General features: G+C 66.4%; 15 protein-coding genes and 2 riboswitches. Of the genes, 10 read left to right on the top strand and 5 right to left on the bottom strand.

The window, feature by feature from the left end; genetic code table 11:
- Window positions 1-66: 66 nt before the first annotated feature.
- On the top strand, window positions 67-1,752 hold the full coding sequence (locus tag HD842_RS08345; protein ID WP_183553050.1) for a peptide chain release factor 3: 1,686 nt from the start codon (window positions 67-69) through the stop codon (window positions 1,750-1,752).
- Window positions 1,753-1,964: 212 nt separating this feature from the next.
- Here the strand turns inward: HD842_RS08345 and HD842_RS08340 are convergent, their stop codons facing one another.
- Window positions 1,965-3,026: a DUF3108 domain-containing protein gene (locus HD842_RS08340; protein WP_183553048.1), complete on the bottom strand. Its 1,062-nt coding sequence runs from the start codon at window positions 3,024-3,026 to the stop codon at window positions 1,965-1,967.
- 163 nt (window positions 3,027-3,189) lie between these two features.
- Here HD842_RS08340 and HD842_RS08335 point away from each other — a divergent pair, with 163 nt between their 5' ends.
- Complete coding sequence (locus tag HD842_RS08335; RefSeq protein ID WP_183553046.1) at window positions 3,190-4,902, top strand: methyl-accepting chemotaxis protein; 1,713 nt, start codon at window positions 3,190-3,192, stop codon at window positions 4,900-4,902.
- Window positions 4,903-4,927: 25 nt separating this feature from the next.
- Here the strand turns inward: HD842_RS08335 and gcvP are convergent, their stop codons facing one another.
- The 3 genes from gcvP to gcvT form a co-directional block, all read right to left on the bottom strand.
- A complete protein-coding gene (gcvP, locus tag HD842_RS08330; RefSeq protein ID WP_183553044.1) occupies window positions 4,928-7,810 on the bottom strand; it encodes an aminomethyl-transferring glycine dehydrogenase in 2,883 nt (960 codons plus the stop codon).
- Window positions 7,811-7,905: 95 nt separating this feature from the next.
- Complete coding sequence (gene gcvH, locus HD842_RS08325; RefSeq protein WP_183553041.1) at window positions 7,906-8,286, bottom strand: glycine cleavage system protein GcvH; 381 nt, start codon at window positions 8,284-8,286, stop codon at window positions 7,906-7,908.
- Window positions 8,287-8,344: 58 nt separating this feature from the next.
- A complete protein-coding gene (gene gcvT, locus HD842_RS08320) occupies window positions 8,345-9,463 on the bottom strand; it encodes a glycine cleavage system aminomethyltransferase GcvT (RefSeq protein WP_183553039.1) in 1,119 nt (372 codons plus the stop codon).
- A 46-nt stretch (window positions 9,464-9,509) separates the two neighbouring features.
- Window positions 9,510-9,606: riboswitch (glycine riboswitch) on the bottom strand.
- 17 nt (window positions 9,607-9,623) lie between these two features.
- Window positions 9,624-9,708: riboswitch (glycine riboswitch) on the bottom strand.
- A gap of 404 nt (window positions 9,709-10,112) precedes the next feature.
- Here gcvT and HD842_RS08315 point away from each other — a divergent pair.
- Entirely contained in the window at window positions 10,113-10,673 is a 561-nt protein-coding gene (locus HD842_RS08315) for an ATP-dependent Clp protease proteolytic subunit (protein WP_183553037.1), read from the top strand.
- 61 nt (window positions 10,674-10,734) lie between these two features.
- Here HD842_RS08315 and HD842_RS08310 read toward each other — a convergent pair whose 3' ends face one another.
- Window positions 10,735-11,034: a hypothetical protein gene (locus HD842_RS08310; protein WP_183553034.1), complete on the bottom strand. Its 300-nt coding sequence runs from the start codon at window positions 11,032-11,034 to the stop codon at window positions 10,735-10,737.
- A gap of 286 nt (window positions 11,035-11,320) precedes the next feature.
- Between HD842_RS08310 and HD842_RS08305 the strand changes: the two genes are divergently transcribed.
- The 7 genes from HD842_RS08305 to HD842_RS08275 all read left to right on the top strand — a co-directional run bounded on the left by HD842_RS08305 (window position 11,321) and on the right by HD842_RS08275 (window position 23,226).
- The gene (locus HD842_RS08305; RefSeq protein ID WP_183553032.1) at window positions 11,321-13,702 is read left to right on the top strand and encodes a DUF1631 family protein; all 2,382 of its coding nucleotides are present in this window, start codon (window positions 11,321-11,323) and stop codon (window positions 13,700-13,702) included.
- A 91-nt stretch (window positions 13,703-13,793) separates the two neighbouring features.
- Window positions 13,794-17,306, top strand: a complete 3,513-nt coding sequence (gene smc, locus HD842_RS08300; protein WP_183553030.1) for a chromosome segregation protein SMC — start codon at window positions 13,794-13,796, stop codon at window positions 17,304-17,306.
- 207 nt (window positions 17,307-17,513) lie between these two features.
- Window positions 17,514-18,938 (top strand): cell division protein ZipA C-terminal FtsZ-binding domain-containing protein, encoded by a 1,425-nt coding sequence (locus HD842_RS08295; RefSeq protein ID WP_183553028.1) that lies wholly within the window; start codon window positions 17,514-17,516, stop codon window positions 18,936-18,938.
- A 40-nt stretch (window positions 18,939-18,978) separates the two neighbouring features.
- Complete coding sequence (gene ligA, locus HD842_RS08290; RefSeq protein WP_183553730.1) at window positions 18,979-21,309, top strand: NAD-dependent DNA ligase LigA; 2,331 nt, start codon at window positions 18,979-18,981, stop codon at window positions 21,307-21,309.
- A gap of 5 nt (window positions 21,310-21,314) precedes the next feature.
- Window positions 21,315-22,208 carry a UTP--glucose-1-phosphate uridylyltransferase GalU gene (gene galU / locus HD842_RS08285; protein ID WP_183553026.1) on the top strand — a complete coding sequence of 298 codons (894 nt, stop codon included), beginning with the start codon at window positions 21,315-21,317 and terminating at the stop codon, window positions 22,206-22,208.
- A complete protein-coding gene (def, locus tag HD842_RS08280) occupies window positions 22,205-22,741 on the top strand; it encodes a peptide deformylase (RefSeq protein WP_183553025.1) in 537 nt (178 codons plus the stop codon). The genes galU and def overlap by 4 nt, the downstream gene beginning before the upstream one ends.
- Complete coding sequence (locus HD842_RS08275; RefSeq protein ID WP_370660806.1) at window positions 22,741-23,226, top strand: hypothetical protein; 486 nt, start codon at window positions 22,741-22,743, stop codon at window positions 23,224-23,226. The genes def and HD842_RS08275 overlap by 1 nt, the downstream gene beginning before the upstream one ends.
- Window positions 23,227-23,293: the final 67 nt, after the last annotated feature.

The following is a 23,293-nucleotide window of genomic DNA, read 5'->3' as shown; positions in this document are numbered from 1 at the left end:
ACACGGCGCCTTGCGAAAACGGTAAAATCGAGGGTTTTCGACAAGGGCCGTTTGAAGGGCTCGACTATGGCCAACGATACCGACACCTCCGCCGCGCAGGACATGCCTGACGCGCGCGATGACAGCACCACCACTACCACCAACTCGGCCGCACAGGCCGGCGTGATCGCGCGCGAAGTGGGGCGCCGCCGCACCTTCGGCATCATTTCCCACCCGGATGCCGGTAAAACCACGCTGACCGAAAAACTGCTGCTGTTCTCGGGCGCCATCCAGCTGGCCGGTACCGTCAAGGGCCGCAAGAGCGGGCGCCATGCGACGTCCGACTGGATGGACATCGAAAAGCAGCGCGGCATTTCGGTTGCCTCGTCGGTGATGCAGTTCGATTTCCGCGACCACGTCATCAACCTGCTCGACACCCCCGGCCACCAGGACTTCTCCGAAGACACCTACCGCGTGCTGACGGCGGTCGACTCGGCGCTGATGGTGATCGATGCGGCCAAGGGCGTCGAGGCGCAGACGATCAAGCTGCTCGAAGTGTGCCGCATGCGCGCCACGCCGATCGTCACGTTCATGAACAAGATGGACCGCGAAACGCGCGATCCGCTCGAACTGCTCGACGAAGTCGAATCGGTGCTCAAGATCGAGTGCGCGCCGGTGACCTGGCCGATCGGCATGGGCAAGAACTTCCGCGGTGTGTACCACCTGCTGAAGGACGAGATCATGCTGTTCAAGGCCGGTGAAGAAAAAGCCGACGGCGCCTTCGAGATCGTCAAGGGCATCGACAACCCGCGCCTGGCCGAGATGTTCCCCCTCGAGATCGAGCAACTCAAGATGGAAGTCGAGCTGGTGCACGGCGCCTCGCACGTGTTCGACCTGGAGCGCTTCCTGTCCGGCGTGCAGACCCCGGTGTTCTTCGGCTCGGCGATCAACAACTTCGGCGTGCGCGAAATCCTGTCGGCGCTGGTCGACTGGGCGCCTGCGCCGCGCGAGCGCGACGCCACGGTGCGCTCGGTCCTGCCAAGCGAAGTGCCGTTTTCCGGTTTCGTCTTCAAGATCCAGGCCAATATGGACCCGGCCCACCGCGACCGCATCGCGTTCCTGCGCGTATGCTCGGGCCGCTTTGAAAAAGGCATGAAGGTCAAGCACCTGCGCCTGGGCCGCGACGTCAAGCTGTCGTCGGTCGTGACGTTCATGGCGTCGAGCCGCGAGCAGGTCGAAGAAGCCTTCGCCGGCGACATCATCGGCTTGCCGAACCACGGCAATATGCAGATCGGCGACAGCTTCACCGAGGGCGAAATGCTCAGCTTTACCGGCATTCCGTACTTCGCGCCGGAGCTGTTCCGGTCGGTGCGCATCCGTAATCCGCTCAAGATGAAGCAGTTGCACAAGGGCCTGCAGCAGCTGGGCGAAGAGGGCGCGGTGCAGGTCTTCAAGCCGGTACTGGGCAGTGAGCTGATCCTGGGCGCGGTCGGCGTGCTGCAGTTCGAGGTGGTCGCCAGCCGCCTGCTCAACGAATACGGCGTCGATGCCGTGTTCGAAAGCGCCAGCATAAGCAGTGCGCGCTGGGTCTCGAGCGATGACAAGAAGGCGCTGGCTGACTTCGAAAACTCGCTCGGTCACAACGTGGCCTACGATGCGGCCGGCAATATGGCGTACCTGGCGACCTCGGGCGTCAACCTGCGCCTGACCCAGGAACGCTGGCCCAAGCTGACCTTCCATGCTACCCGCGAGCACGCGGTCAAGCTGGCCTGATTTTAGGGAAGCACTGATTAATTCATGGCGGCGGACTTGGCGTTGAAAAGAGCCATCCTGCGGCGTTGCAAATTCTCGCAATAGCTCGCTATTGCTTCGATTTTGCGCCTTGCAGGCTGACTTTTTCAAAGCCAATTCCATCCCCCAGAATAAATCAGTGCTTCCCTAGGCCCATGCCCGCGTCGTCCTGACGCGGGCCGTTATTCTTCCCGTTATTCTTGCGCTGATTTTTTTGGTGCTGCGCTGGTGTCGATCGCAATCGATGCCAGCGTTTGCGTGCGCGAGGCGCCCAGCGCGTCGGTCACGCGCAGCTGCACCGGCAGCCACGCATGCTGTGGCGCCAGCCACAGTTCCAGCACGGGCGCGCCCGGCTCGCCCAGGCGCACCAGCCGCACGGTCTCGAGCGGCCCGGCGGCCGTGGCGATCCGTTCCGGCCCCATCACCTGATAGCGCTCGATGCCGGCGCCGCCCGCGCCACTCACCCAGAATTCCAGCACGTCCTTGATCTGGCCTGCATCGCTCACGCCCATGCCCGCCAGTTGCAGCAAGACCGACGCCGTGTCCTGGCTTCCCGGCACGAGCGGGAAGGGCTGCCCCTGCGGCCCGGCGCCGATGGTGCCGCTGCCGCGATCGAAAACGGTGGTCAAGGCGCCGGTGCCCATCCCGGTTAATGCCCGTTGTGGCGCGATGCCGGCATCGTCGACCTGGCCTTCGCTGGAGATCGTACCCAGCACACCATCGAGTTCGACCGCATAGCGCGTGCCATCGCTGCGCCAGACCATGCGCGCGCTACCGCCGTCCTGCGACGGCGCGTCCAGGCTGCTGCGCGTGACGACGGTGTAGTCGATGCGGCCGGACGGCGGTGGTTTGACACGGTAGGTGCCCGGCATCTGGATGGGGGCAGCACTGCCGCCGCTGGCGGCGGGGAGCGCGGCCTCGCCAGCATCGATGGGCAGCGCGGCGGACGGTATGGCAACCGGGCCGCTATCGGCCATGGCGATGGGAGCAGGCGCCACGGGCGGCGCTGGCGCGGGAGGTTCCGGAGGTGCAGATGCGGCAGGTGCGGCAGGTGTTTCGACCGCCCTGGACCGTGCATCCACGATGCCCCGTTCGGCCGAGGCCAGCCGCACCGTGAACTCCGGCACGCCGATGACGGCGGGGCGCTGCGTCAGGCGCGCGTCGATCCAGGCGATCACCAGTGCGTGCAGCAGAAGCGACAGCACGCAGACCAGGAGCAGGCGCCGGTTTCGGTGCAGTGGAGCAAGAAAGATCATGCCGCTAGTGTAGCGCGCGCTTTGCGCCATCACAAAGGCTGGCTTGTTCTGCGGCGTACATTCAAGAGTGCATTCAAGAAATATTACGCTCTCCAAGGGGATACCATGACGATGAAACCGCCGCGCCGCCCTGTCGTTCCACCTGCCATGACGGCGGCCTGACATGCTGGCCCGTCTTCGCATCGGCCCCAAGCTCCTGCTGGCCCCAGGCGCCGTCCTCGTGCTGCTGCTGGTGCTGTCGTGCGCGGCCTATGTCGCGCTGGCGCGTCAGAATGCATCGCTCGAATCGATCGTCGGCCAGCGCGCCGCCAGCTTGCGTGCTGCCGCCAGCCTGGGCACGCAATCGCACAAGGCGCATGCCGACATCTACCGTTACCTGAGCTGGATGGGCGGCAGCTTTCCGCCGGCTCGCACCGAGCCGCTGCGGCGCGACATCCTGGCGCAGCACGGGCGCATTGCGGTTGGCCTCACGACGCTGTCGACCGGTCCGCTGACTGGCGCCGAGCTGCGCCACGTCGAGCAGGCCGCGCAGGCGCAGCGCCGCTACGCGCGCGCGGTGCGCGACGTCATCGAACTCGCGCCACTGGACGGCTCGATCAGCGCCAACGCGATGCAGAAGGCCGAAGCCGCATACGCGCTGGTCGATCAGCGCTTGGCTGGTCTCAGCGCGCTCGAAGACACGCTGGCACGCCAGGCCGCCGCAGGCGCCAAGGCCGACTTTCGCATGGTTTCTCTGCTGATGCCCACTGTGCTGGTGCTGGCGATCGGGCTGTCACTCGCCATCACGTTCGCCGTGCGCCGTATCCTGCTCGGCGAGATCCGTGGCATCGGCCTGGCCGCCAGCAGCCTGGCCAGCGGCAACTTCACGGTGCAGGAGCGTGACTACGGCAGCGACGAAATCGCCGACACCTCGCGCCTGCTCGATGCCAGCATCCGCAATCTGAATGGCATGCTGTGCACGGTGGCCGAGGCGGCGCGCACGATCGGCGCAGCGTCGCGCGACATCAAGCTCGGGAGCCTGAGCCTGGGCAGCCGCGCCGTGTACCGCGCCGAGGCGCTGGCCGACACCGAGGACACGCTGCAGGCGCTGGCGGCGAACGTGCGCGATAACGTCGACGATGCCCGTGCCGCCAACCGCCTCGCCGCTGGTGCCGGCGACGTTGCGCAGGACGGTGGCGGTGTCGTCGAGCGGCTCGTCAACACACTGGACGCGAGCCGGCGCAGCGCGCAGCAGGTGATGGCGATCGTCGATGCGCTGGAGGTGGCGGCAGGTGAAACGGGCACGCGGGTGTTGAATGCGGCGCTGGACGCCTCGCGTGCGCCAGTCAGCGCCACGGATCTGGCGGCGGTGGCGACCGAGGTGCGCGCGCTGGCGCGGCGCGTGGCCGCGGCCAGCCAGGAAATCCGCGCCGTGATCGCGCAGTCGGTGGCGCAGATCGACGGCGGCACGGCGTGGGCGCTGCACGCCGGCAGCAATATGCAGCGCATCGCCAGTTCGGTGCGCGATGTCGAACATCTGGTCGGGCGGATCGGCTCGACCGGCGATGGCCAGGCGAAGCAACTGCAGGGCGTCAGTCAGGCGATCGTGCAGATGGACCAGGTCACGCGCCAGAACTGCACGCTGGTCGAGGAAGCCGCCAGCGCCGCCTGCATGCTGCAGATGCAGGCGATTGCGCTGGCGCGCACCGTGGCCGGGTTCAGGCTCGAGGAGGGAGAGGGTAGCCACGGGGCACCGGCGGCGACGTTGCCGGTACTGCCAGGCCCCAATGAAAACAGCGGCGTCCCCGGCGAACCCACGCGCGAACGGCGTGGGTCAAACCGGGAACGCCGCCGTCACTCGGCATCGCATTTGCGGCTCGCATCGAGCCGCAAATGATGCCGCTGCCAGGGCAGCTCAGCGATTACTCGTAATCGCTGATCGGCGCGCAGCCGCAGAACAGGTTGCGGTCACCGTACACATTGTCGGCACGGCCGACCGGTGGCCAGTACTTCTTCTTGCGCAGGCTCGCGACCGGGAACGCCGCCACTTCACGCGTGTAGCCGTGGGCCCAGTCGTCGCTCGTGACCACTTCGGCCGTGTGCGGTGCACCCTTGAGCGGATTGTCCCTGCGGTCGTACTCGCCGCGCTCGACCTTGACGATCTCGGCGTGGATCGTGATCATCGCCTCGATGAAACGGTCGATCTCGGCTTTCGATTCCGATTCGGTCGGCTCGATCATCAGGGTGCCCGGGACCGGGAAGCTCATGGTCGGCGCATGGAAACCGAAGTCCATCAGGCGCTTGGCCACGTCTTCGTTCGAGATGCCGGTCTTGTCCTGCAGCGGACGCACGTCGATGATGCACTCGTGCGCCACCAGGCCGTCGTGGCCCGCGTACAGCACCGGATAATGCGGCGCCAGGCGGCGTGCGATGTAGTTGGCGTTCAGGATCGCCACTTCGGTCGCTGCCGTCAGGCCATCCGCGCCCATCATCGCGATGTACATCCACGAAATCGGCAGGATCGAGGCCGAGCCGAAGGCTGCAGCGCTGACGGCGCCGATACCCTGTTCGTCACGCACGTAGCCGGTCGAAAGCTGGTTTGGCAGGAACTTCGCCAGGTGCGCGCCGACGCCGATCGGGCCGACGCCCGGGCCGCCACCGCCGTGCGGGATGCAGAAGGTCTTGTGCAGGTTCAGGTGGCTGACGTCGCCGCCGAATGCGCCCGGCGAGGCCAGGCCCACCAGTGCGTTCATGTTGGCGCCGTCGACGTACACCTGGCCGCCGTGCTGGTGCACGATCTCGCACAGTTCCTTGATGCCTTCTTCGAACACGCCGTGGGTCGACGGGTAGGTGACCATCACGCAGGCCAAGTTCGCGCTGTGCTGCTCGGCCTTGGCTTTCAGGTCGGCCAGGTCGACGTTGCCGTTCTCGTCGCACGCGGTGACGACGACCTTCATGCCGACCATGCTGGCCGACGCCGGATTCGTGCCGTGGGCCGACGACGGAATCAGGCAGATATTGCGGTGGCCTTCGCCGCGCGCCTGGTGGTACTTCTGGATCACCAGTAGACCGGCGTACTCACCCTGCGAGCCGGCGTTCGGCTGCAGCGAGATCGCGGCGTAACCGGTGGCGGCGCACAGCATCGCCTCGAGCTGCGTGATCATTTCACGGTAGCCGACGGTCTGGTCGTTCGGTGCCAGCGGGTGGATGTTCGAGAACTCGGGCCAGGTGACCGGCACCATCTCGGACGTTGCATTGAGCTTCATCGTGCACGAACCGAGCGGGATCATCGTGCGGTCCAGCGCCAGGTCCTTGTCGGCCAGTGCGCGCAGGTAGCGCAGCATCTCGTGCTCGGCGTGGTAGCGGTTGAAGGTCGGGTGGGTCAGGTATTGGCTGGTGCGGGCCAGGGCCGTTGGCAGCGCATCGCTGGCGGCGGCGTCCAGTGCGTCGAGGTCGACCGACTTGCCGTCGCCGAAGATGGCCATCAGCGTGGCCAGGTCGTCCCGGGTGACGGTTTCGTCGAGCGCAATGCCCACTTGCGTGGCGTCGATCTGGCGCAGGTTGATGCCGTGCTCAGTGGCGGCGGCGTGGATCGCGCCGGCGTCCTTGACGCGCACGGTCAGCGTGTCGAAGTAGGTCTGGTTGACCAGCTCGAAGCCCAGTTGCTGCAGGCCGGCGGCCAGGATCGCGGTCTGGCGGTGCACGCGGCGGGCAATGCGCTCGAGACCCTGCGGGCCGTGGTAGACCGTGTACATGCCGGCCATCACGGCCAGCAGCACTTGCGCGGTGCAGATGTTGGACGTCGCTTTTTCGCGGCGGATGTGCTGTTCGCGCGTCTGCAGCGCCAGGCGGTAGGCCTGGTTGCCTTGCGCGTCGATCGTCACGCCGACCAGACGGCCGGACATGCTGCGCTTGAATTCGTCGCGCGTGGCCAGGTAGCCGGCGTGCGGGCCGCCGAAACCGAGCGGCACGCCAAAGCGCTGGCTGTTACCAACGACGACGTCGGCGCCCCATTCGCCCGGCGGCGTGAGCAGGGTCAGGGCCAGCAGGTCGGCAGCCACGATCACCATGCTGCCAGCGGCGTGCAGTTTTTCGACGGCGGCGCGGTAGTCGCGCACTTCGCCATTCACGCCCGGGTATTGCAGCAGTACGCCGAAGCAGGTTTCTTCGAGCGACTCGATGTCGGCCGCTGCGATGGTGCGCACTTCAACGCCGATCGGCAGCGCGCGCGTTTCGATGATTTCGCGGGTCTGCGGCAGCACGTCGTCGGCGACGTAGAACACTTTCGATGCTGACTTGCCGACGCGCTGGATCAGCGTCATTGCTTCGGCGGCGGCGGTGCCTTCGTCCAGCATCGACGAGTTGGCGATGCCCATGCCGGTCAGGTCGGTCACGGCCTGCTGGAAGTTCAGGATCGCTTCGAGGCGGCCCTGCGAAATCTCTGGCTGGTAAGGCGTGTAGGCGGTGTACCAGGCCGGGTTTTCGAAGATGTTGCGCAGGATGACCTTCGGCGTGAAGGTGCCGTAATAGCCCTGGCCGATCAGCGACTTGAGCACCTTGTTCTTCGAGGCTAGGCCTTTAAGAGTGGCCAGTGCTTCTTCTTCGGTGCGTGGCTCGGCGAACTGGCCCAGGTCGATCTTGTCCTTGCGGCGGATATTGGCTGGCACGACGGCGTCGATCAGCGCGGCGCGGGTCTCGTAGCCGAGGGCCGACAGCATCGCTGCCTGGTCGGCGTCGGACGGGCCGATGTGGCGCGGGATGAATGAATCACGTGCTTCGAGTTGGGTGAGGCTTGGTCGGGTCATGTTGGGGGACACAGTCTGCGGCGACGTTGAAGGAGAATGGCGGGTGGTGCAGGGCGGTGCGCCGCGGCGGGGCCGGCGGCGCACCTGGAGGCGGATCAGTGGTCGGTGGTCTTGCCGTAGGCGTCAGCGTCGAGCAGATTGTCGTACGAGCCAGCGTCGCTTGGCGCGAGCTTGAACAGCCAGCTGCCGTAGGCATCCTGGTTGATCGAGTCCGGCGCGTCGGCCACTGGCTGGTTCACGGCGGTGACGGTGCCGTTGACTGGCGCATAGATGTCGCTGGCGGCTTTCACCGATTCCACGACAGCGGCGTCGCTGCCGGCGGTGAAGGCCTTGCCGACCTGCGGCAGTTCGACGAACACGATGTCGCCCAGCGCGTCCTGCGCGTATTCGGTGATGCCGACGGTCAGGGTGCCGTCTTCTTCGCGGCGAACCCACTCATGGGATTCGGTGTATTTCAGGTCGGTAGGGATGTTCATGAGGACTCCGGGTAGTGGGGTGGATAGCAGTATAGGTGTTCTGGATTCTAGGCAGCGCTCAGGCGGCCAGCACTTTGCCGTTGCGCACGAACGGCAGCTTGACGACGCTGGCGGCCAGGCGCTTGTCGCGGATGATCACGTGGACCGTGTCGCCGATGGCCACGTCCATCGGCACGCGCGCCAGGGCAATCGCCTGCTGCATGCTCGGGCTGAAGGTGCCGCTGGTGATCTCGCCTTCCAGGCCTGACGCTGCCACCACTTTCTGGTGCGCGCGCAGGATGCCGCCTTTTTCGCGCAGGATCAGGCCGACGAACTGCGCGCCCTGGCCCTTGGCCTGCAGGGCGGCCTTGCCGATGAAGTCGCGCTCCGAGACCAGGTCGATCGTCCAGGCCAGGCCAGCGTCGAGCGGGTTCACGGAGTCGTCCATGTCCTGGCCGTACAGGTTCATGCCGGCTTCCAGGCGCAGCGTATCGCGCGCACCGAGACCGGCCGGCTTGATGCCGACGGCGACAAACGCATTCCACAGCGCTTCGGCTTTCGACACCGGCACGCCGATCTCGAAGCCGTCTTCGCCGGTGTAGCCGGTGCGGGCGATCATCGCTTCACCGAACGCGGTGTCCGGGACGATGACGGCGTTGAACGGCTTGAGGTTTTCGGATGGCGCCTGAGTGCTCGGCAGTACCTGCCACACCTTGGCGCGGGCGTTCGGGCCCTGCACGGCGATCAGCGCGATCGGATCGTTGCCGTCGCGGCGCGCGGTGATCGTCACGCCGCTGTTGGTGGCGGTGTTCTGCTGATTCATCCACGCGACGTCTTTTTCGGCGGTGCCGGCGTTGACGACGATGCGGAACCATTCTTCGGACAGGAAATAGACGATCAGGTCGTCGATGACGCCGCCTTCGGGATTGAGCATGCACGAGTACAGGGCCTTGCCCGGCACCTGCAGCTTGTCGACGTTATTGGCCAGGAGGCCGCGCAGGAACGTGCGCACGTTGGCGCCCTTGACGTCGACGACACACATATGGGACACGTCGAACATGCCGGCGTCGCTGCGCACCGCGTTGTGCTCTTCGATTTGCGAACCGTAGTTGACGGGCATGTCCCAGCCGCCGAAATCGACCATCTTGGCGTTGGCGGCGCGGTGAGCGGAATTGAGCGGGGTCGCTTTGAGCGTCATGAAATCCTCAGGCAGAAATAGGGGTACAGCACGGTCGTCGTGCGCTGTCGACCCCTCTGTCCTTGGTACCTGAGAGATAGCGGCTGTGCGCCGCTTGCCCCTTCGGTGGACCGCTACCGCGGCCGCTCTCCAGAGTTGAACCGCCGCGCGCTGCGCCGCCGTCCCTTGACCGGTCCTTTTGCCTGAGAGTTTATGGGTGAGTGCCCCTTCGGCGGCAGCATGCTGCGCTCTCCCGATCAAGACTGCGGAGGATATGTCACCCTTTGCCGACTGTCAACCGCCCACCCCCACCCATAATTAGGGTCAGAGTCGAATTGTTTGACAACTTTCGATAATTGCCCAATAAGTCGACTCTGACCCTCATTATTTTTGACCTTCGCGGCAATAAAAACGATGCACTTAGAAAACTAGATGACGAACAGAATCGAAATCAAATTTTGATAGCGCTAAATTAGCAAATAATAATGAGGGTCAGAGTCGAATTGTTTGACAACATTGGGGAATTGCCCATTAAATCTACTCTGACCCTCATTGTGATTTGGCGTGGGATTGCCTTGAAACATTGCTTTGCACTATTGGTGATCGGTTGTGGGGGCGGACGAGGGGATTTGCTACACTTGGTTCACTTACTTTGTAGGCGGAACAGACTATGAATCAAGCCAAAGTGCCGCAGGAGAAAGAGGGGTGGTTTACGCTGTCTGGCGATGTCAACAGTGATATGGTTCACCGGATGTTCGAGGCGGTGGCCAATATGACGGAAGATGGCATCGATACTGCCCACGTGCTGCTGCAATCAAACGGTGGTTATGTCAGCGATGGGCTGTGCCTGTATAACTTCATGGCCAATTCGCCCATTAAATTTGTCATGTACAACGCTGGGGCGGTGGCTTCGATTGCTGTTGTCGTGTATCTGGCCGGGTCGCGCCGCTACGCAAGCGAGACGGCGCGGTTCATGATTCACAAGTCGCATGCGACGGCGTCGCCCGGTTCGCGGCCGGACGCGCTCAATATCATCGTCGAGGGCTTGCGCGCCGACGATGCGCGCACCGAGGCGATCCTGCGCAAGGAGATTGAGCTCACGCCCGAGCAGTGGAGCGTGCATCAGTACGGCGACCTGCACATGACGGCGCGCGACGCCAAGCTGGCCAGGATGATTCATGAAGTGAAAGACTTTGCGCCGCCCAAGGGCGCCATCTTGCGCAATATCTGACCGTCGCTTGAGCCTGCCTGGCGCGCAGCGTGACTGCGCGCCGCGTGTCGTTCCCGTCGTTCTAGTCGCCCTGACGTCCCGCGCCCTCGTGCTGCCCGCGTATGCCGCCCTCGACGTCGGCAGCGGAGAGCGAGCCTGGCTCATGCGAATCATTCAGGCGGGTATCCGGTTGCTGGACCGGCGTGGGCTGGCACTCCGCTTGCTCCGATGCATCAGACGCCCGATCCGGTTGCTGATTCGACAAAGCATTGGACTGTCCGGCTGGATTGCTCTCGCGACGCTGGCGTTCGGCGTCGATGTGCTGCGCCTGCGCGCTGCCCCCATTGCCTGCACCCGCACCAGCGCTGTTTTTCTCGACCATGATGAATCCTTTCAATAGTGTCGACAGATCGTACTCCTGCCGCCGACATGGCGTTGTTCGTTTCCGCGACGTGCCACCCGTCGAAGCCCGGCAGCGCACGCCAATCTGAAGGCGGCCTCTGCCTCTGTAGACATGTGCCTGCCTGGAGGGCTACTATCGATCCAGGCAAGCGCCGCGCTGGCGCAACCTGCGCAGTGGCGCTCTGCCTCTGGCCCGCTGTGTTTGCTCATTGCTGACTGGCAAGAGTGTGGCAAAATAGAGGCTCGCCTTACTTCGCCGAATCGTCATGGCCACCCCATCCGTCCAGACCAACGCCGCGCGCAATGCCGCCGCTCAGCAGGCAACGCTTGCCGAGCTGGTCGCGATCGCCTGCCGCCAGGCCGGGACGGAACTGGGCGACGTCGTGCGCCGCATCGTGTCGGTCCTGCTCGACCTTACCGCGGCCGGTCCGGATCCCCGCGCCGTCATGCGTCGGGTCAAATCCGGCAATCTCCTCAAGAGCAACGATTACGCTTTTGTCCACCTGGCTACCAGCGCGCTCGAAACGGCGCTGGAAGCCGAGATCGCATTGCTGGCGCCGGGTGCCCCGGCTGCGCAGGCCGCGCCCGTGGCGCTGAGCCTCGTGCCCTTGGAGCAGATCGACCAGCAGATGGCGCTGGACGCCGTCAGCCGCCCGTTCGACCTGCAGTACTCGGAGCAGCTGGCCACCCTCGGCGTGCGCCTTGGATTGCTGCTGGGGCGCGATCTCGTGCGCGCCGCCCATAACCCGTTTCGGCCTGCCGTGTTCCTGGGCGCGCTGCACGCGGCGTGGTGCGAGTTCGAGCCTGACCCGGAAGCGCACGGCTTGCTGGCGCCACTGCTGCGCCCCGGCCTGATGATCGATCTCGGTCCGCTCTACGAAGCGTTGACCGAGGCGCTCAAGGCCGCGCGCAAGGGCAGGGGCGATGACACGCGCTTTGCCAAGACCGACGACCGCGCTTCGCGCCGCGCCGAACGTGCGCGGCGCGAAGCGTCGCTGTCGGACCAGCTGCGCCAGTTGTTCGACCCGGCGCTTGCCGTGCCGGAGATTCCGAACCTGCCGCAGGGCAGTGGTGGCTGGCGGCCAAGCACTGCGTCGGGCTTCGCGGTCTCGCCGCCGGCAGTGAGCATGCCCGTCAGCACGGAGGCTGGCGCCCAGGCCGGCGCGCCAGCCGGCGCCCAGGCTGCCTTCCATCCAGGCGCGCCAGGCCACGCCATGTCGACGCCGGCCCACGGATTCACCTACGGCGCCGCCAGCGGATCACCTGTGCCCGGCGCGCTGCCACTGATCGACCTGCTCGGCCGCCTCGGCACCGGCGCCGCCATTCCCGGCATGCCGGATCTGCCCCAGTTTGCCGGCAACGCTGGCACCCAAGGGGCCACCAGCGCGGGTCACGGCGGTGCCAGCAGCGTCCCCCACGGCGCGTTCTACCTCCCGCGCCTGCGCGCCAGCCTGCCGCCCGGCGCACTCTCGCGCGGCGACGCCACCACGCTCGATCTGCTGTCGCGCGTGTTCGAAGGCGTGCTGCAGGACGATGGCGTCGCGCCCGAAACACGTGAGCTGCTGGCGTTCCTGCAGGTGCCCGTACTCAAGGCGGCCCTGCGCGATCGCAGCTTCTTCTACGAGGAAGCCCACCCCGCGCGGCGCCTGCTCGACCTGCTCTCGCAAACGGGCTGGGAACAGCCGGCCGACCAGGACGATCCCGTCTACCACGCCATGCGCCGCAGCGTCGAACGGGTACGCGATGCCGAGCAGCCCGAATTCGAGGCCGCCGTGGCCGAACTCGAAGCCGGCCTGGCCGCGCGCGAGGCTGCCGAGCAGGCCGCCATCGCCGGTCCGATCGCCAACGCCACGCGCCAGGAAAAGCGCGTCGCCGCCGAGCGCTCGGCTCAGCGCGCCGTGGCCCGGCGCCTGGCCGGCGAGCAGCTCGTGCCGGCCGTGGCGGGTTTTCTCGAGCAGCGCTGGAGCGCCGCGCTGGCGCTGGCCTACACGATCGAAGACACGCGTCCCGGCGCGATCGAGAATGCCACGCGCACGATGGAAGACCTGATCTGGAGCGTCAAGCCCAAGGCCACGCAAGAGCAGCGCAAGGCCCTGATTGCGCACCTGCCCGCGCTGCTGGCAAGCCTGAACAAATGGCTCGACGCCACGCGCTGGCAGGACGCCGAGCGGCTGCAGTTCTTTGCCGAGCTGGCCGAGTGTCACGCCTCGATCGTGCGGGCGCCGATCGAGCTGGCGCCCGAACGCCAGCTCGAACTGGCGGTGGAGGCCGCGCAGCAGGATGCATTGCGCCGGGTGGCGCAGGAGCAGGCGCAGGCCGAGGACGAAGCGCACGCCAGTCAGGGGCCGGAAGCCGATACCCTGGCCGGCCTGGAGCGCGGCATGCGCCTCGAGCTGGCCGAGGGCGATCGTGTCCGCAAGGTGCGCCTGGCCTGGGTCAGTCCGCTGCGCACGCTGTACATCTTCTCCGGCGCGGCGCGCCAGGAAGCGTTCTCGTTGCCGGCCGGGCGCCTGGCGGATCTGCTGCGTGCCGGTGCGATCCGGGTCGTGCTCGCGGAAGGCGTTGTTGGCCGCATCCTCGGCGCCGCCGTCGGCACTGCGGCGGTCAACGATGCAGGCCCGCCGGCCGACCATCACGCCGCCGAGTAAGCCACTGTCCGTCGCCCTCCCGGTCATGGCCTTCGCCATCCCGGCGATGGTATGATGATCGCTTCTTCGCTACCTTCCTCTCCCACGCAACGTGCGCCTCTCTTCCATCAAATTGTCGGGATTCAAATCGTTCGTCGATCCCACCAATTTTCAGGTGCCCGGCCAGCTGGTCGGCGTGGTCGGCCCCAATGGCTGCGGCAAGTCGAACATCATCGACGCCGTGCGCTGGGTGCTGGGCGAATCGAAGGCCTCCGAGCTGCGCGGCGAGTCGATGCAGGACGTGATCTTCAACGGTTCCACGCACCGCAAGCCCGCCGGGCGCTCGTCGGTCGAGCTGGTGTTCGACAATAACGCCGGCAAGGCCGCCGGCCAATGGGGCCAGTATGCGGAAATCGCCGTCAAGCGCACGCTCACGCGCGATGGCACCTCCACCTATTACATCAACGGCCAGCCGGTCCGCCGGCGCGACATCCAGGACATCTTTCTGGGCACGGGCCTGGGCCCGCGCGCCTACGCCATCATTGGCCAGGGCATGATTTCGCGGATCATCGAATCGCGCCCCGAAGAACTGCGCGTGTTCCTCGAAGAGGCCGCCGGCGTCTCCAAGTACAAGGAGCGCCGCCGCGAAACCGAAAACCGCCTGTCCGATACGCGCGAGAACCTGCTGCGGGTCGAAGACATCCTGCGCGAACTGAACGCCAACCTGGAGAAGCTCGAAGCCCAGGCAGCGGTCGCGCGGCGCTTCCAGCAGATGCAGTCCGACCAGGAAGAAAAGCAGAAGCTCCTCTGGCTGCTGCGCAAGAACGACGCCAACGCCGAGCAGGTCCGGTTCTTCCGCGAGATCGAAGACGCGCAGACCGGGCTCGAAGCGCAGACAGCACAACTGCGCGGCGTGGAGCTCGACCTCGAACACCTGCGCCAGGCGCACTTCGCTGCGGGCGACCGCCTGCACACGGCGCAGGGCACGCTCTACAGCGTGAACGCGGAGATCGGTAGTCTCGAAGCGCAGATCAAGTTTGTCGTCGAATCGCGTACGCGCCTGCAAAACCAGATCGCCACGTTAAGCGCCCAGCGCGACGGCTGGGCAACCCAGGCCGAAGAACACCGCGAAGGCCAGGAAGAAGCCGAGATGCAGCTCGAGGAACTGGCCGCGCGGGCCGAAGGCGCCCAGATCGCGGTCGAAGTCCATGGCGAGCGCCTGCCCGAACTCGAGGCGGCATGGCGCGCCGGCCAGGATGCGGCCAATGCGGCGCGTGCGCGCATCATGGCGGTCCAGCAGCGCATCGAGCTGGCAGCCGCCCACGGACGCAACGCCGGCGGCATCCTGGCCAACCTGGTCGTGCGGCGGGAGCGTCTGCAACAAGAACGCAACGCGCTGAACCTGCCCGACAGCGCCACGCTCGACAACCTGCGCCTGCAACTCGAAGAAAAGCAGCTGGCGCTCGAAGAACAGACGCAGGCACTGGACGACGCCACGGCGCGCCAGGACACCGTCGAAGCCGAGCGCCGCCAGGCCAACGGCGACGTCCAGCGTGAGAGCGCCGCCAACACGCAGCTCGAAGCGCGCCTGGCCGCGCTGCGCCAGATGCAGGACCGCGTGCAGACGAAAGGCAAGGTCCAGCCCTGGTTGCAAAAGCACGCGCTGGCCGACTTGCCGCGCCTGTGGCAGCAGCTCGATGTGGAGTCGGGCTGGGAAACCGCGCTCGAAGCCGTGCTGCGTGAACGCGCCGGCGCGCTCGACGTGTCGAACCTCGACGCCACCAAGGCCTTTTTCAACGATCCGCCACCAGCGCGCCTCGCGCTGTACGCGCCGCAGCCGGGCGCCGCGCGCGACCCGGCTTCGGCTGGCCTGACGCCGTTCGCGAGCCTCTTGCGCATCAACGACGCCGGCGTGCGCGGTGTGCTCGACGACTGGCTGCACGGCGTGTATATCGCGCAGGATGCGTCCGAAGCGTTCGATGCGCGCGCCCGCCTGCCGCACGGCGCCAGCTTCGTCACGCGCCAGGGGCATGTGATCACGCGTTCGAGCGTGCGCTTCCACGCGCCCGACGCCGAGCAGGATGGCATGCTGGCGCGCCAGCACGAGATCGACAACACCGACAAACAGGTGCGCGCGCAGGCGCTGCTGGCCAATGAGGCGCGTGAGCGCGCCGCCCGCGCCGACGCCGCCGTTCTCGATCTGGCGCGGCGCGTGCAGGATGCGCGCACCCGCGTGGCGACCCTGCAGCGCGAGGTACACGCGCTGCAGATCGAGGTGCTCAAGCAAAGCGAGATCGAAGCGCGCTTCAACCAGCGCAGTGGCCAGATCGCAGCCGACCTCACCGAGATCGCGGCGCAGGAGGCCGAGCAGCGCCAGGCGCAGGCGGAAGCGGAGCAAACCTTCGAAGAACTCGAGATGCAACTGGCCGAGCTGCAGGACGCCAGCGAAGACGACCAGGCCGCGTTCCAGGACCAGGAGCAGGCGCTGGCCCGCGCCCGCGAACACCTGCGCGACCTGGAGCGTGGCGCGCAGGAAGCGCAGTTCGCCGAGCGCGCCCAGCGCAGCCGCATCGACGAATTGCGCCGCACGATCGCCACCGCCGCCACGCAGGCCGAGCAGGTTGGGGCAAGCCTGGCGCAGGCGCGCCTGGAACTGGCAGCGCTCGAAAGCGGCAGCGCCCACGAAGGCCTGCAAGTGCTGCTGGATCAGCGCACGACGCAGGAAGCGGCATTATCAAGCGCCCGCCATGAACTCGATCAGGTCGCGCAGCAGCTGCGCACGGCCGAAGAATCGCGCATGCAGACCGAGCGCAGCCTGCAGCCGCAGCGCGACCGCATCACCGAGCTGCAACTGAAAGAGCAGGCGGCGCGCCTGAACCAGGAGCAGTTCGCCGAAGCGCTGGCCGCTACCGGCGCCGATGAAGCCGAGTTGCAGGCCAAGCTTGTCCCTGACCTCAAGCCGCAATACCTGCAGGGCGAAGTCACGCGCCTGACCAATGCCATTGCCGGCCTGGGCGCCGTCAACCTGGCGGCGGTGGACGAACTGGCGCAGGCCAGCGAACGCAAGCACTTCCTCGATTCGCAGAATGCCGACCTGAGTGAAGCCATCGCGACGCTGGAGGACGCGATCGGGCGCATCGACCGCGAAACGCGCGACCTGCTGCAGGACACGTTCGACCGCGTGAACGGGCATTTCTCGGAGCTGTTCCCGATCCTGTTCGGCGGGGGCAATGCGCGCCTGGTGATGACGGGCGACGAGATCCTCGACGCGGGCGTGCAGGTGATGGCCCAGCCGCCGGGCAAGAAGAACGCGACGATCCACCTGCTGTCGGGCGGCGAGAAGGCCCTGACCGCGACGGCGCTCGTGTTTTCGATGTTCCGCCTGAACCCGGCGCCATTCTGCCTGCTCGACGAAGTCGATGCGCCGCTGGACGACGCCAACACCGAGCGGTTCTGCCGCATGGTCAAGCGCATGTCGGAGCACACGCAGTTCCTGTTCATCTCGCATAACAAGATCGCGATGGAGATGGCCAGCCAGTTGATCGGCGTGACGATGCAGGAGCAGGGCGTCTCGCGCATCGTCGCGGTGGACATGGAAGCGGCCGCGGATCTCGTCGCCGCGTGATCGTGCGGACTTCGCGTGCGGCCTTCGCGTGCGGCCCGGCCCGTGTCAGAATGCTAATAAATGACATTCACGCGGGGGAGTTGGTATCATTGCATGCCTTCGCGTGGGGACTGCCCGCACACGTGGCATTTCGATTGAATCACCCAGTTCGCGGCAAGACCAGGACCGTGCGTCCGGCGCGACTTTCGCTATTGAGGCACAAGCAGCATGACTGATCTCCAAATGAGCCTGATCGCAGCCGGCGGCGTGTTCGTCGTCGGTGTCGTCACTTACAACAAATGGCAAGAGTACAAGGCCAGGAAAAGCGTCGAGCGCGCGTTCGCATCGGACCACGACGACGTGTTGATGCGCACCGGCGAAGGTGCGCCGGCGACCGAACGCAGCGAGCCGATGTTCGACCTCGGCATGCCGTCTGCGACACTGCCAGCGACACTGCCAGCCAACCCGCCAGCGGCCCCTGTCGCCGGCGCCGCCGCGCCCGTGAAGGACACTGAATTTACCTACACGCGCGTGAACGAGCCGACGCTCGACGCGGACGCGTTCACGGTCGCCGACACCAAGCCCGAGCCGCAGCTCGATGCGCCGGTACTGGGCGACACGCCGGCGCCGGTTGCCGCGCCAGCAGCCGAAGAAACGCCTGTGCCGGTAACGACGCCGGCACCTGCACCGGTACCAGCGCCGGCTGCACCAGTTGCTCCAGCTGCACCAGCCGCACCAGCCGCACCCGTCGCGCCACCGTCCTACCGCGCCGCCGGCGCCACCGCCGCGCAGGACGCCGTAGCCGCATCGCTCCCGGGCACGCGCCCCGGCATGCCGCCGGCCGAACTGGCCGAATGCCTGGTCGATCCGCTGATCGACTGCATGATCCCGCTGGCGCTGGAAGCGCCGGTCCGTGGCGACAAGATTCTGCCGACGCTGCACGGCCTGCGCCGTGTTGGCAACAAGCCGATCCACTACATCGGCTTTGCCGTCAGCGGCGAGTGGGAAGCGATCGTCCATGGTGGCGTGTACACCAAGCTGCAGGCGGGCGTCCAGATGGCCACGCGCACCACGGCGCTCAATGAACTCGAATACTCCGAACTCGTCACGCGCCTGCGCGCCGTCGGCGACGACATCGGCGCCGAGCCGCACGTGCCGGACATGATCGAAGTGATGAGCGAAGCACGCACGTTGCACCGTTTCGTTGCCGGTCACGACGCGCAGCTGAGCGTCAACCTGGCCGCCAACGGCGCGCCATGGGCGATGTCCACGCTGATCGGCGCGCTCGAGAACGCGGGCTTCGACGTGCGTCCAGACGGCCGCTTTGCGATGCCGGACCGTGACGGCGCTGGCAACAGCGTGCTGTTTACGCTCTCGACCAACGTCACGCTGGGCGCCGACACCACGTCGCGCCTGACGCTGCTGCTGGACGTGCCGTGCGTGTCTCCGGCGCGCGATCCTTTCGGCCGCATGGTCGATACCGCGCGCGCACTCACGCAGCGCCTGGACGCGACCATCGTCGACGACGGCAACCAGCCGCTCGAAGCCGAAGCGCTCGACGAAATCAAGGGCCAGGTGGTCGAGTTCTACGCCGAGATGGACGCGGCCGACATCGCCGCCGGCTCGACCCGGGCACTGCGCCTGTTCAGCTGAGGACCGTCCCGTGACCGAGCAACCCGATGCCCCGGCCCGGATGGCCTGGCTGGTCGCGGAACTGAACCGCGCCAGCTACAACTACCACGTGCTCGACGCCCCGACGATTCCGGACGCCGAGTACGATCGCCTGTACCACGAGCTGGCCGCGCTCGAGACGCTGCATCCGCAAGCGATCGCGCCCGATTCGCCGACCCAGCGCGTGGGCGACGCCCCGATCGCCGAATTCAATCAGGTCACGCATGCGGTGCCAATGCTGTCGCTGAATAACGGGTTCGCCGACGAGGATGTCGACAACTTCGACCGCCGTGTGCGCGAGGGTCTCGAGACGCGCGAAGTCGCCTACAACGCCGAACTCAAATTCGACGGCCTGGCCATCAGCCTGCGCTACGAGAACGGCCGCTTCGTGCAGGCCGCCACGCGCGGCGATGGCTACACGGGCGAAGACGTCACTGCCAATATCCGCACCGTGCGCGTGATCCCGATGCGCCTGCATGGCGACGCCGTGCCTGCCGTGCTCGAGGTGCGTGGTGAAGTGCTGATGTTCAAGCGCGATTTCGAGAGTCTGAACGAGCGCCAGCGCGCTGCTGGCCACAAGGAATTCGCCAACCCGCGCAACGCTGCCGCCGGTAGCCTGCGCCAGTTAGACGCGCGCATCACCAGTGCACGCCGGCTGCGCTTTTTTGCCTATGGCGTCGGCCAGCTCGAAGGCGCGCCAGCGGCGCTGCCTGCATCGCATTCGACCATGCTCGACTGGCTCGATGCGCTTGGCCTGCCGGTGGCGAAGGAGCGCCAGGTGGTCACAGGGCGCGACGGCTTGCTGGCGTTCTACCGCGACATCGGCGAGCGCCGCGCGTCGCTCCCGTACGAAATCGACGGCGTCGTCTACAAGGTCGACCGGCTGGAGGACCAGCGTACGCTGGGCTTCGTCTCGCGCGCGCCGCGCTTCGCGCTGGCGCATAAATTCCCGGCCGAAGAAGCCCTGACCACGGTCCAGGCGATCGAGGTCCAGGTCGGCCGCACCGGCGCCATCACGCCGGTCGCGCGCCTGGTGCCGGTATCGGTCGGCGGCGTGACCGTCACCAACGCCACGCTGCACAACGAAGACGAGGTGCGGCGCAAGGACGTGCGGGTGGGCGACACGGTTATCGTGCGCCGCGCCGGCGACGTCATTCCCGAGGTGCTGGGCGTCGTGCTCGAACGCCGCTTGATGCCGGAACCTCCGGTGTACACCTTGCCGGCGACCTGCCCGGTGTGCGGCTCGCACGTCGTGCGCGAAGAAGGCGAGATCGTCGCGCGCTGCTCCGGCGGCCTGACCTGCGCTGCGCAGCGCAAGGAGGCGATCCGCCACTTCGCTGGCCGGCGCATGATGGACATCGAAGGGCTGGGCGACCGCTATATCGACAGTCTGGTCGAAGCAAATCTGGTCACCGGCGTGGCCGACCTGTACAAGCTGACGCAGGACGACCTGCTCAAGATGAAGCGCCTGGCCGACGAGGCCGAGGCGGCGACACCGGAGACCGTCCGGCAGGGCAAGGTGCCGACCAAATGGGCCGACAATCTGCTCGCGGCGATTGCGGCCAGCAAGGCGCCGCCGCTCGAACGCCTGCTGTTCGCATTGGGGATCCGCCACGTGGGCGAGTCCACCGCCAAGACGCTGGCCGAGTATCTGGGCAGCCTCGCACTGGTGCGCCGCGCCCCGGCCGCGCTGCTGCGCGTGCTGCCCGATATCGGCGGCACGGTAGCGCAGTCGATCGCCGACTTCTTCGCCGAGGAAAAAAACCAGATTGCACTGGACGCCTTGCTGGCGGCCGGCGTGGCGCCCAGGGGCGAGCATCCGCCCAAGGCCCAGCTGCGCGAGAAGCTCGACGAGATCAAGCTGCTGGCTGCACTGGATATCCCGAAACTGACCGAGCCGCGTGCGCGCCAGATCATCGCCGCGGGCCAGACCCTCGACACCATCGCGGCGCGTACCGACTTCGGCATCTTCGGCTTGCCGGCTACGGTGGCGAGCGCGCTCGAAGAATGGCTGGCCAACGCGGCCAACCGCGACCTGCTGACGGCGCTGGCGGCCATGCGGCGCGAACTGCTCGACGCGGTGCCCGAAGCTGCGCAGGTGCAGGAATGCCCATTGACCGGCAAGACGTTCGTGCTGACCGGGACGCTGCCGACAATGAGCCGCGACGCGGCCGGCGCCCTGATCGAAGCGGCCGGCGGCAAAATCTCCGGCTCGGTGTCGAAGAAGACCTCGTACGTGGTGGCCGGTGCGGAAGCGGGCAGCAAGCTGGCCAAGGCCGAAGAACTGGGCGTCGCGATCCTGGACGAAGCGGCGCTGCTGGCGCTGCTCGAACAATCATCCCAACCTGACTGACTACGATGACCCTGATCCGCAAAGCCGTATTTCCTGTCGCCGGTCTTGGCAGCCGCTTCCTGCCCGCGACCAAGGCGCAGCCGAAGGAAATGCTGCCGATCGTCGACAAGCCGCTGATCCAGTATGCGGTCGAAGAGGCGGTCGCCGCCGGCATCACGGAGCTGATCTTCATCACGGGCCGCAACAAGCGCGCGATCGAGGACCATTTCGACACCGCCTACGAGTTAGAGGCCGAACTGGAAGCGGCCGGCAAGACGGCGCTGCTTGAGACGGTGCGCAATGTCATTCCGAAGAACGTCAACTGCATCTACATCCGCCAGTCCTCTCCTCTGGGCCTGGGCCACGCGGTCCTGTGCGCGCGCCCGGTGGTGGGCAACGATCCGTTCGCCGTCCTGCTGGCCGACGACTTCATGGACACCGCCGAGGGCCACAAGCCGGTGCTGGCGCAGATGACCGACCTCTACACGTATGAACGCAGCAGCATCCTGGCCGTGCAGGACGTGCCGCGCGAGCAGACGCGCCAGTACGGGATCGTCAGCGCCGCGCCATACCGCCCGAACCTCGAATTGGTCTCCGGCATCGTCGAAAAACCGCAGCCCGCCGATGCGCCGTCGACGCTGGCCGTCGTTGGCCGCTACGTGCTGTCGCCATCGATCTTCAGCTACCTCGAGACGATCGGCAAGGGCGCTGGCGGCGAAATCCAGCTCACCGACGGTATCGCCGCGCTGATGCAGGCCGAGCGCGTGCTGGCGTATCGCTACGCCGGCCAGCGCTACGACTGCGGCGCCAAACTCGGTTACCTGCAGGCGATGACGGCCATGGGCCTGAAACACCCCGAGACGGCCGAGGGCTTTCGCGCGTCACTGACCGCACTGCTGGCCGGGGAGGGGGCGCAATGACCATACGAACCATCCTGCGCATGGGCGATCCGCGCCTGCTGCGCGTGGCCCCGCCGGTCACGCACTTTGACACGCCCGAGCTGCACACGCTGGTGGCGGACATGTTCGAGACCATGCATGCGGCCAAAGGCGTGGGCCTGGCCGCGCCGCAGATTGGCATCGACCTGCAACTGGTGGTCTTCGGTTTCGCCAGTAACCAGCGCTATCCGGACGCGCCGCCGGTGCCCGAGACCGTGTTGATCAATCCCGTGCTCACGCCGATCGGCGAGGCGATGGAAGAGGGCGTCGAAGGCTGCCTGTCGATACCGGGTCTGCGCGGCAGCGTGCCCCGCTACACGCGCCTGCATTACGAAGGGGTCGACCAGTTTGGCAAGCGTATTGCCGTCGACGCCGAAGGATTCCATGCGCGCGTCGTGCAGCATGAAGTGGATCACCTGCTGGGCATCCTGTACCCGTCGCGGATTCGCGACTTCAACCGCTTCGGTTTCACCGACGTGATGTTCCCCGACCTTGAAACGAAAGCGGCCACTTGATGCGCACTCTTTATTTGCTGGCGCTCCTGGGCGCAGCGCCCCTGGCGCATGGCGCTGACTTCTTCACGAAGATCGACCCGGCCCCGACAAGCGAGTTGTGGATCGACACGGGCTTTTACACGGCCCACTTCGACGGCGACAAGGACCTGAACAATAACAACAAGGGCCTGGCGCTCGAGTACCGCTTCAGCGGCACGCTGGCCGCCACTGGCGGGCGCTTCTATAACAGCGACCGTGCCTGGTCGAACTACGCTGGCGTGATCTGGCAGCCGTATGCGGTGGGACCGGTGCGCGTGGGTCTGGCGCTGGCGGCGTTCGACGGCTACCCGAAGACGCGCGACGGCGGCTGGTTCCCGGGCGTGATTCCCACGCTGACCTACGAGTACCAGCGCGTGGGCGTGAATGTCGGGATCATCCCGAACTACAAGGACCGCCTGTACGGCGGAATTTCGTTCCAGCTCAAGTTCAAGCTGTTCCAGCGATAAAAAAAGGGCCGCGCGATGCGGCCCTTGTCATAGCGTGGACGGCTGCGCCGTCCACGCGTTCAAACAG

Origin of the sequence: Massilia aurea, from assembly GCF_014200505.1 — a bacterium.
Classification (GTDB): Bacteria; Pseudomonadota; Gammaproteobacteria; order Burkholderiales; family Burkholderiaceae_D; genus Telluria; species Telluria aurea_B.
Note: the sequence above shows the minus strand (reverse complement) of the source record. Positions and strands in the feature narration are given on the sequence as shown.

Bases quoted from the DNA above. Each gene is read 5' to 3' on its own strand.
- HD842_RS08345 (WP_183553050.1), top strand. From the start codon at position 67: ATGGCCAACGATACCGACACCTCCGCCGCGCAGGACATGCCTGACGCG.
- HD842_RS08340 (WP_183553048.1), bottom strand. From the start codon at position 3,026: ATGATCTTTCTTGCTCCACTGCACCGAAACCGGCGCCTGCTCCTGGTC.
- HD842_RS08335 (WP_183553046.1), top strand. From the start codon at position 3,190: ATGCTGGCCCGTCTTCGCATCGGCCCCAAGCTCCTGCTGGCCCCAGGC.
- gcvP (WP_183553044.1), bottom strand. From the start codon at position 7,810: ATGACCCGACCAAGCCTCACCCAACTCGAAGCACGTGATTCATTCATC.
- gcvH (WP_183553041.1), bottom strand. From the start codon at position 8,286: ATGAACATCCCTACCGACCTGAAATACACCGAATCCCATGAGTGGGTT.
- gcvT (WP_183553039.1), bottom strand. From the start codon at position 9,463: ATGACGCTCAAAGCGACCCCGCTCAATTCCGCTCACCGCGCCGCCAAC.
- HD842_RS08315 (WP_183553037.1), top strand. From the start codon at position 10,113: ATGAATCAAGCCAAAGTGCCGCAGGAGAAAGAGGGGTGGTTTACGCTG.
- HD842_RS08310 (WP_183553034.1), bottom strand. From the start codon at position 11,034: ATGGTCGAGAAAAACAGCGCTGGTGCGGGTGCAGGCAATGGGGGCAGC.
- HD842_RS08305 (WP_183553032.1), top strand. From the start codon at position 11,321: ATGGCCACCCCATCCGTCCAGACCAACGCCGCGCGCAATGCCGCCGCT.
- HD842_RS08295 (WP_183553028.1), top strand. From the start codon at position 17,514: ATGACTGATCTCCAAATGAGCCTGATCGCAGCCGGCGGCGTGTTCGTC.
- ligA (WP_183553730.1), top strand. From the start codon at position 18,979: ATGGCCTGGCTGGTCGCGGAACTGAACCGCGCCAGCTACAACTACCAC.
- galU (WP_183553026.1), top strand. From the start codon at position 21,315: ATGACCCTGATCCGCAAAGCCGTATTTCCTGTCGCCGGTCTTGGCAGC.
- def (WP_183553025.1), top strand. From the start codon at position 22,205: ATGACCATACGAACCATCCTGCGCATGGGCGATCCGCGCCTGCTGCGC.
- HD842_RS08275 (WP_370660806.1), top strand. From the start codon at position 22,741: ATGCGCACTCTTTATTTGCTGGCGCTCCTGGGCGCAGCGCCCCTGGCG.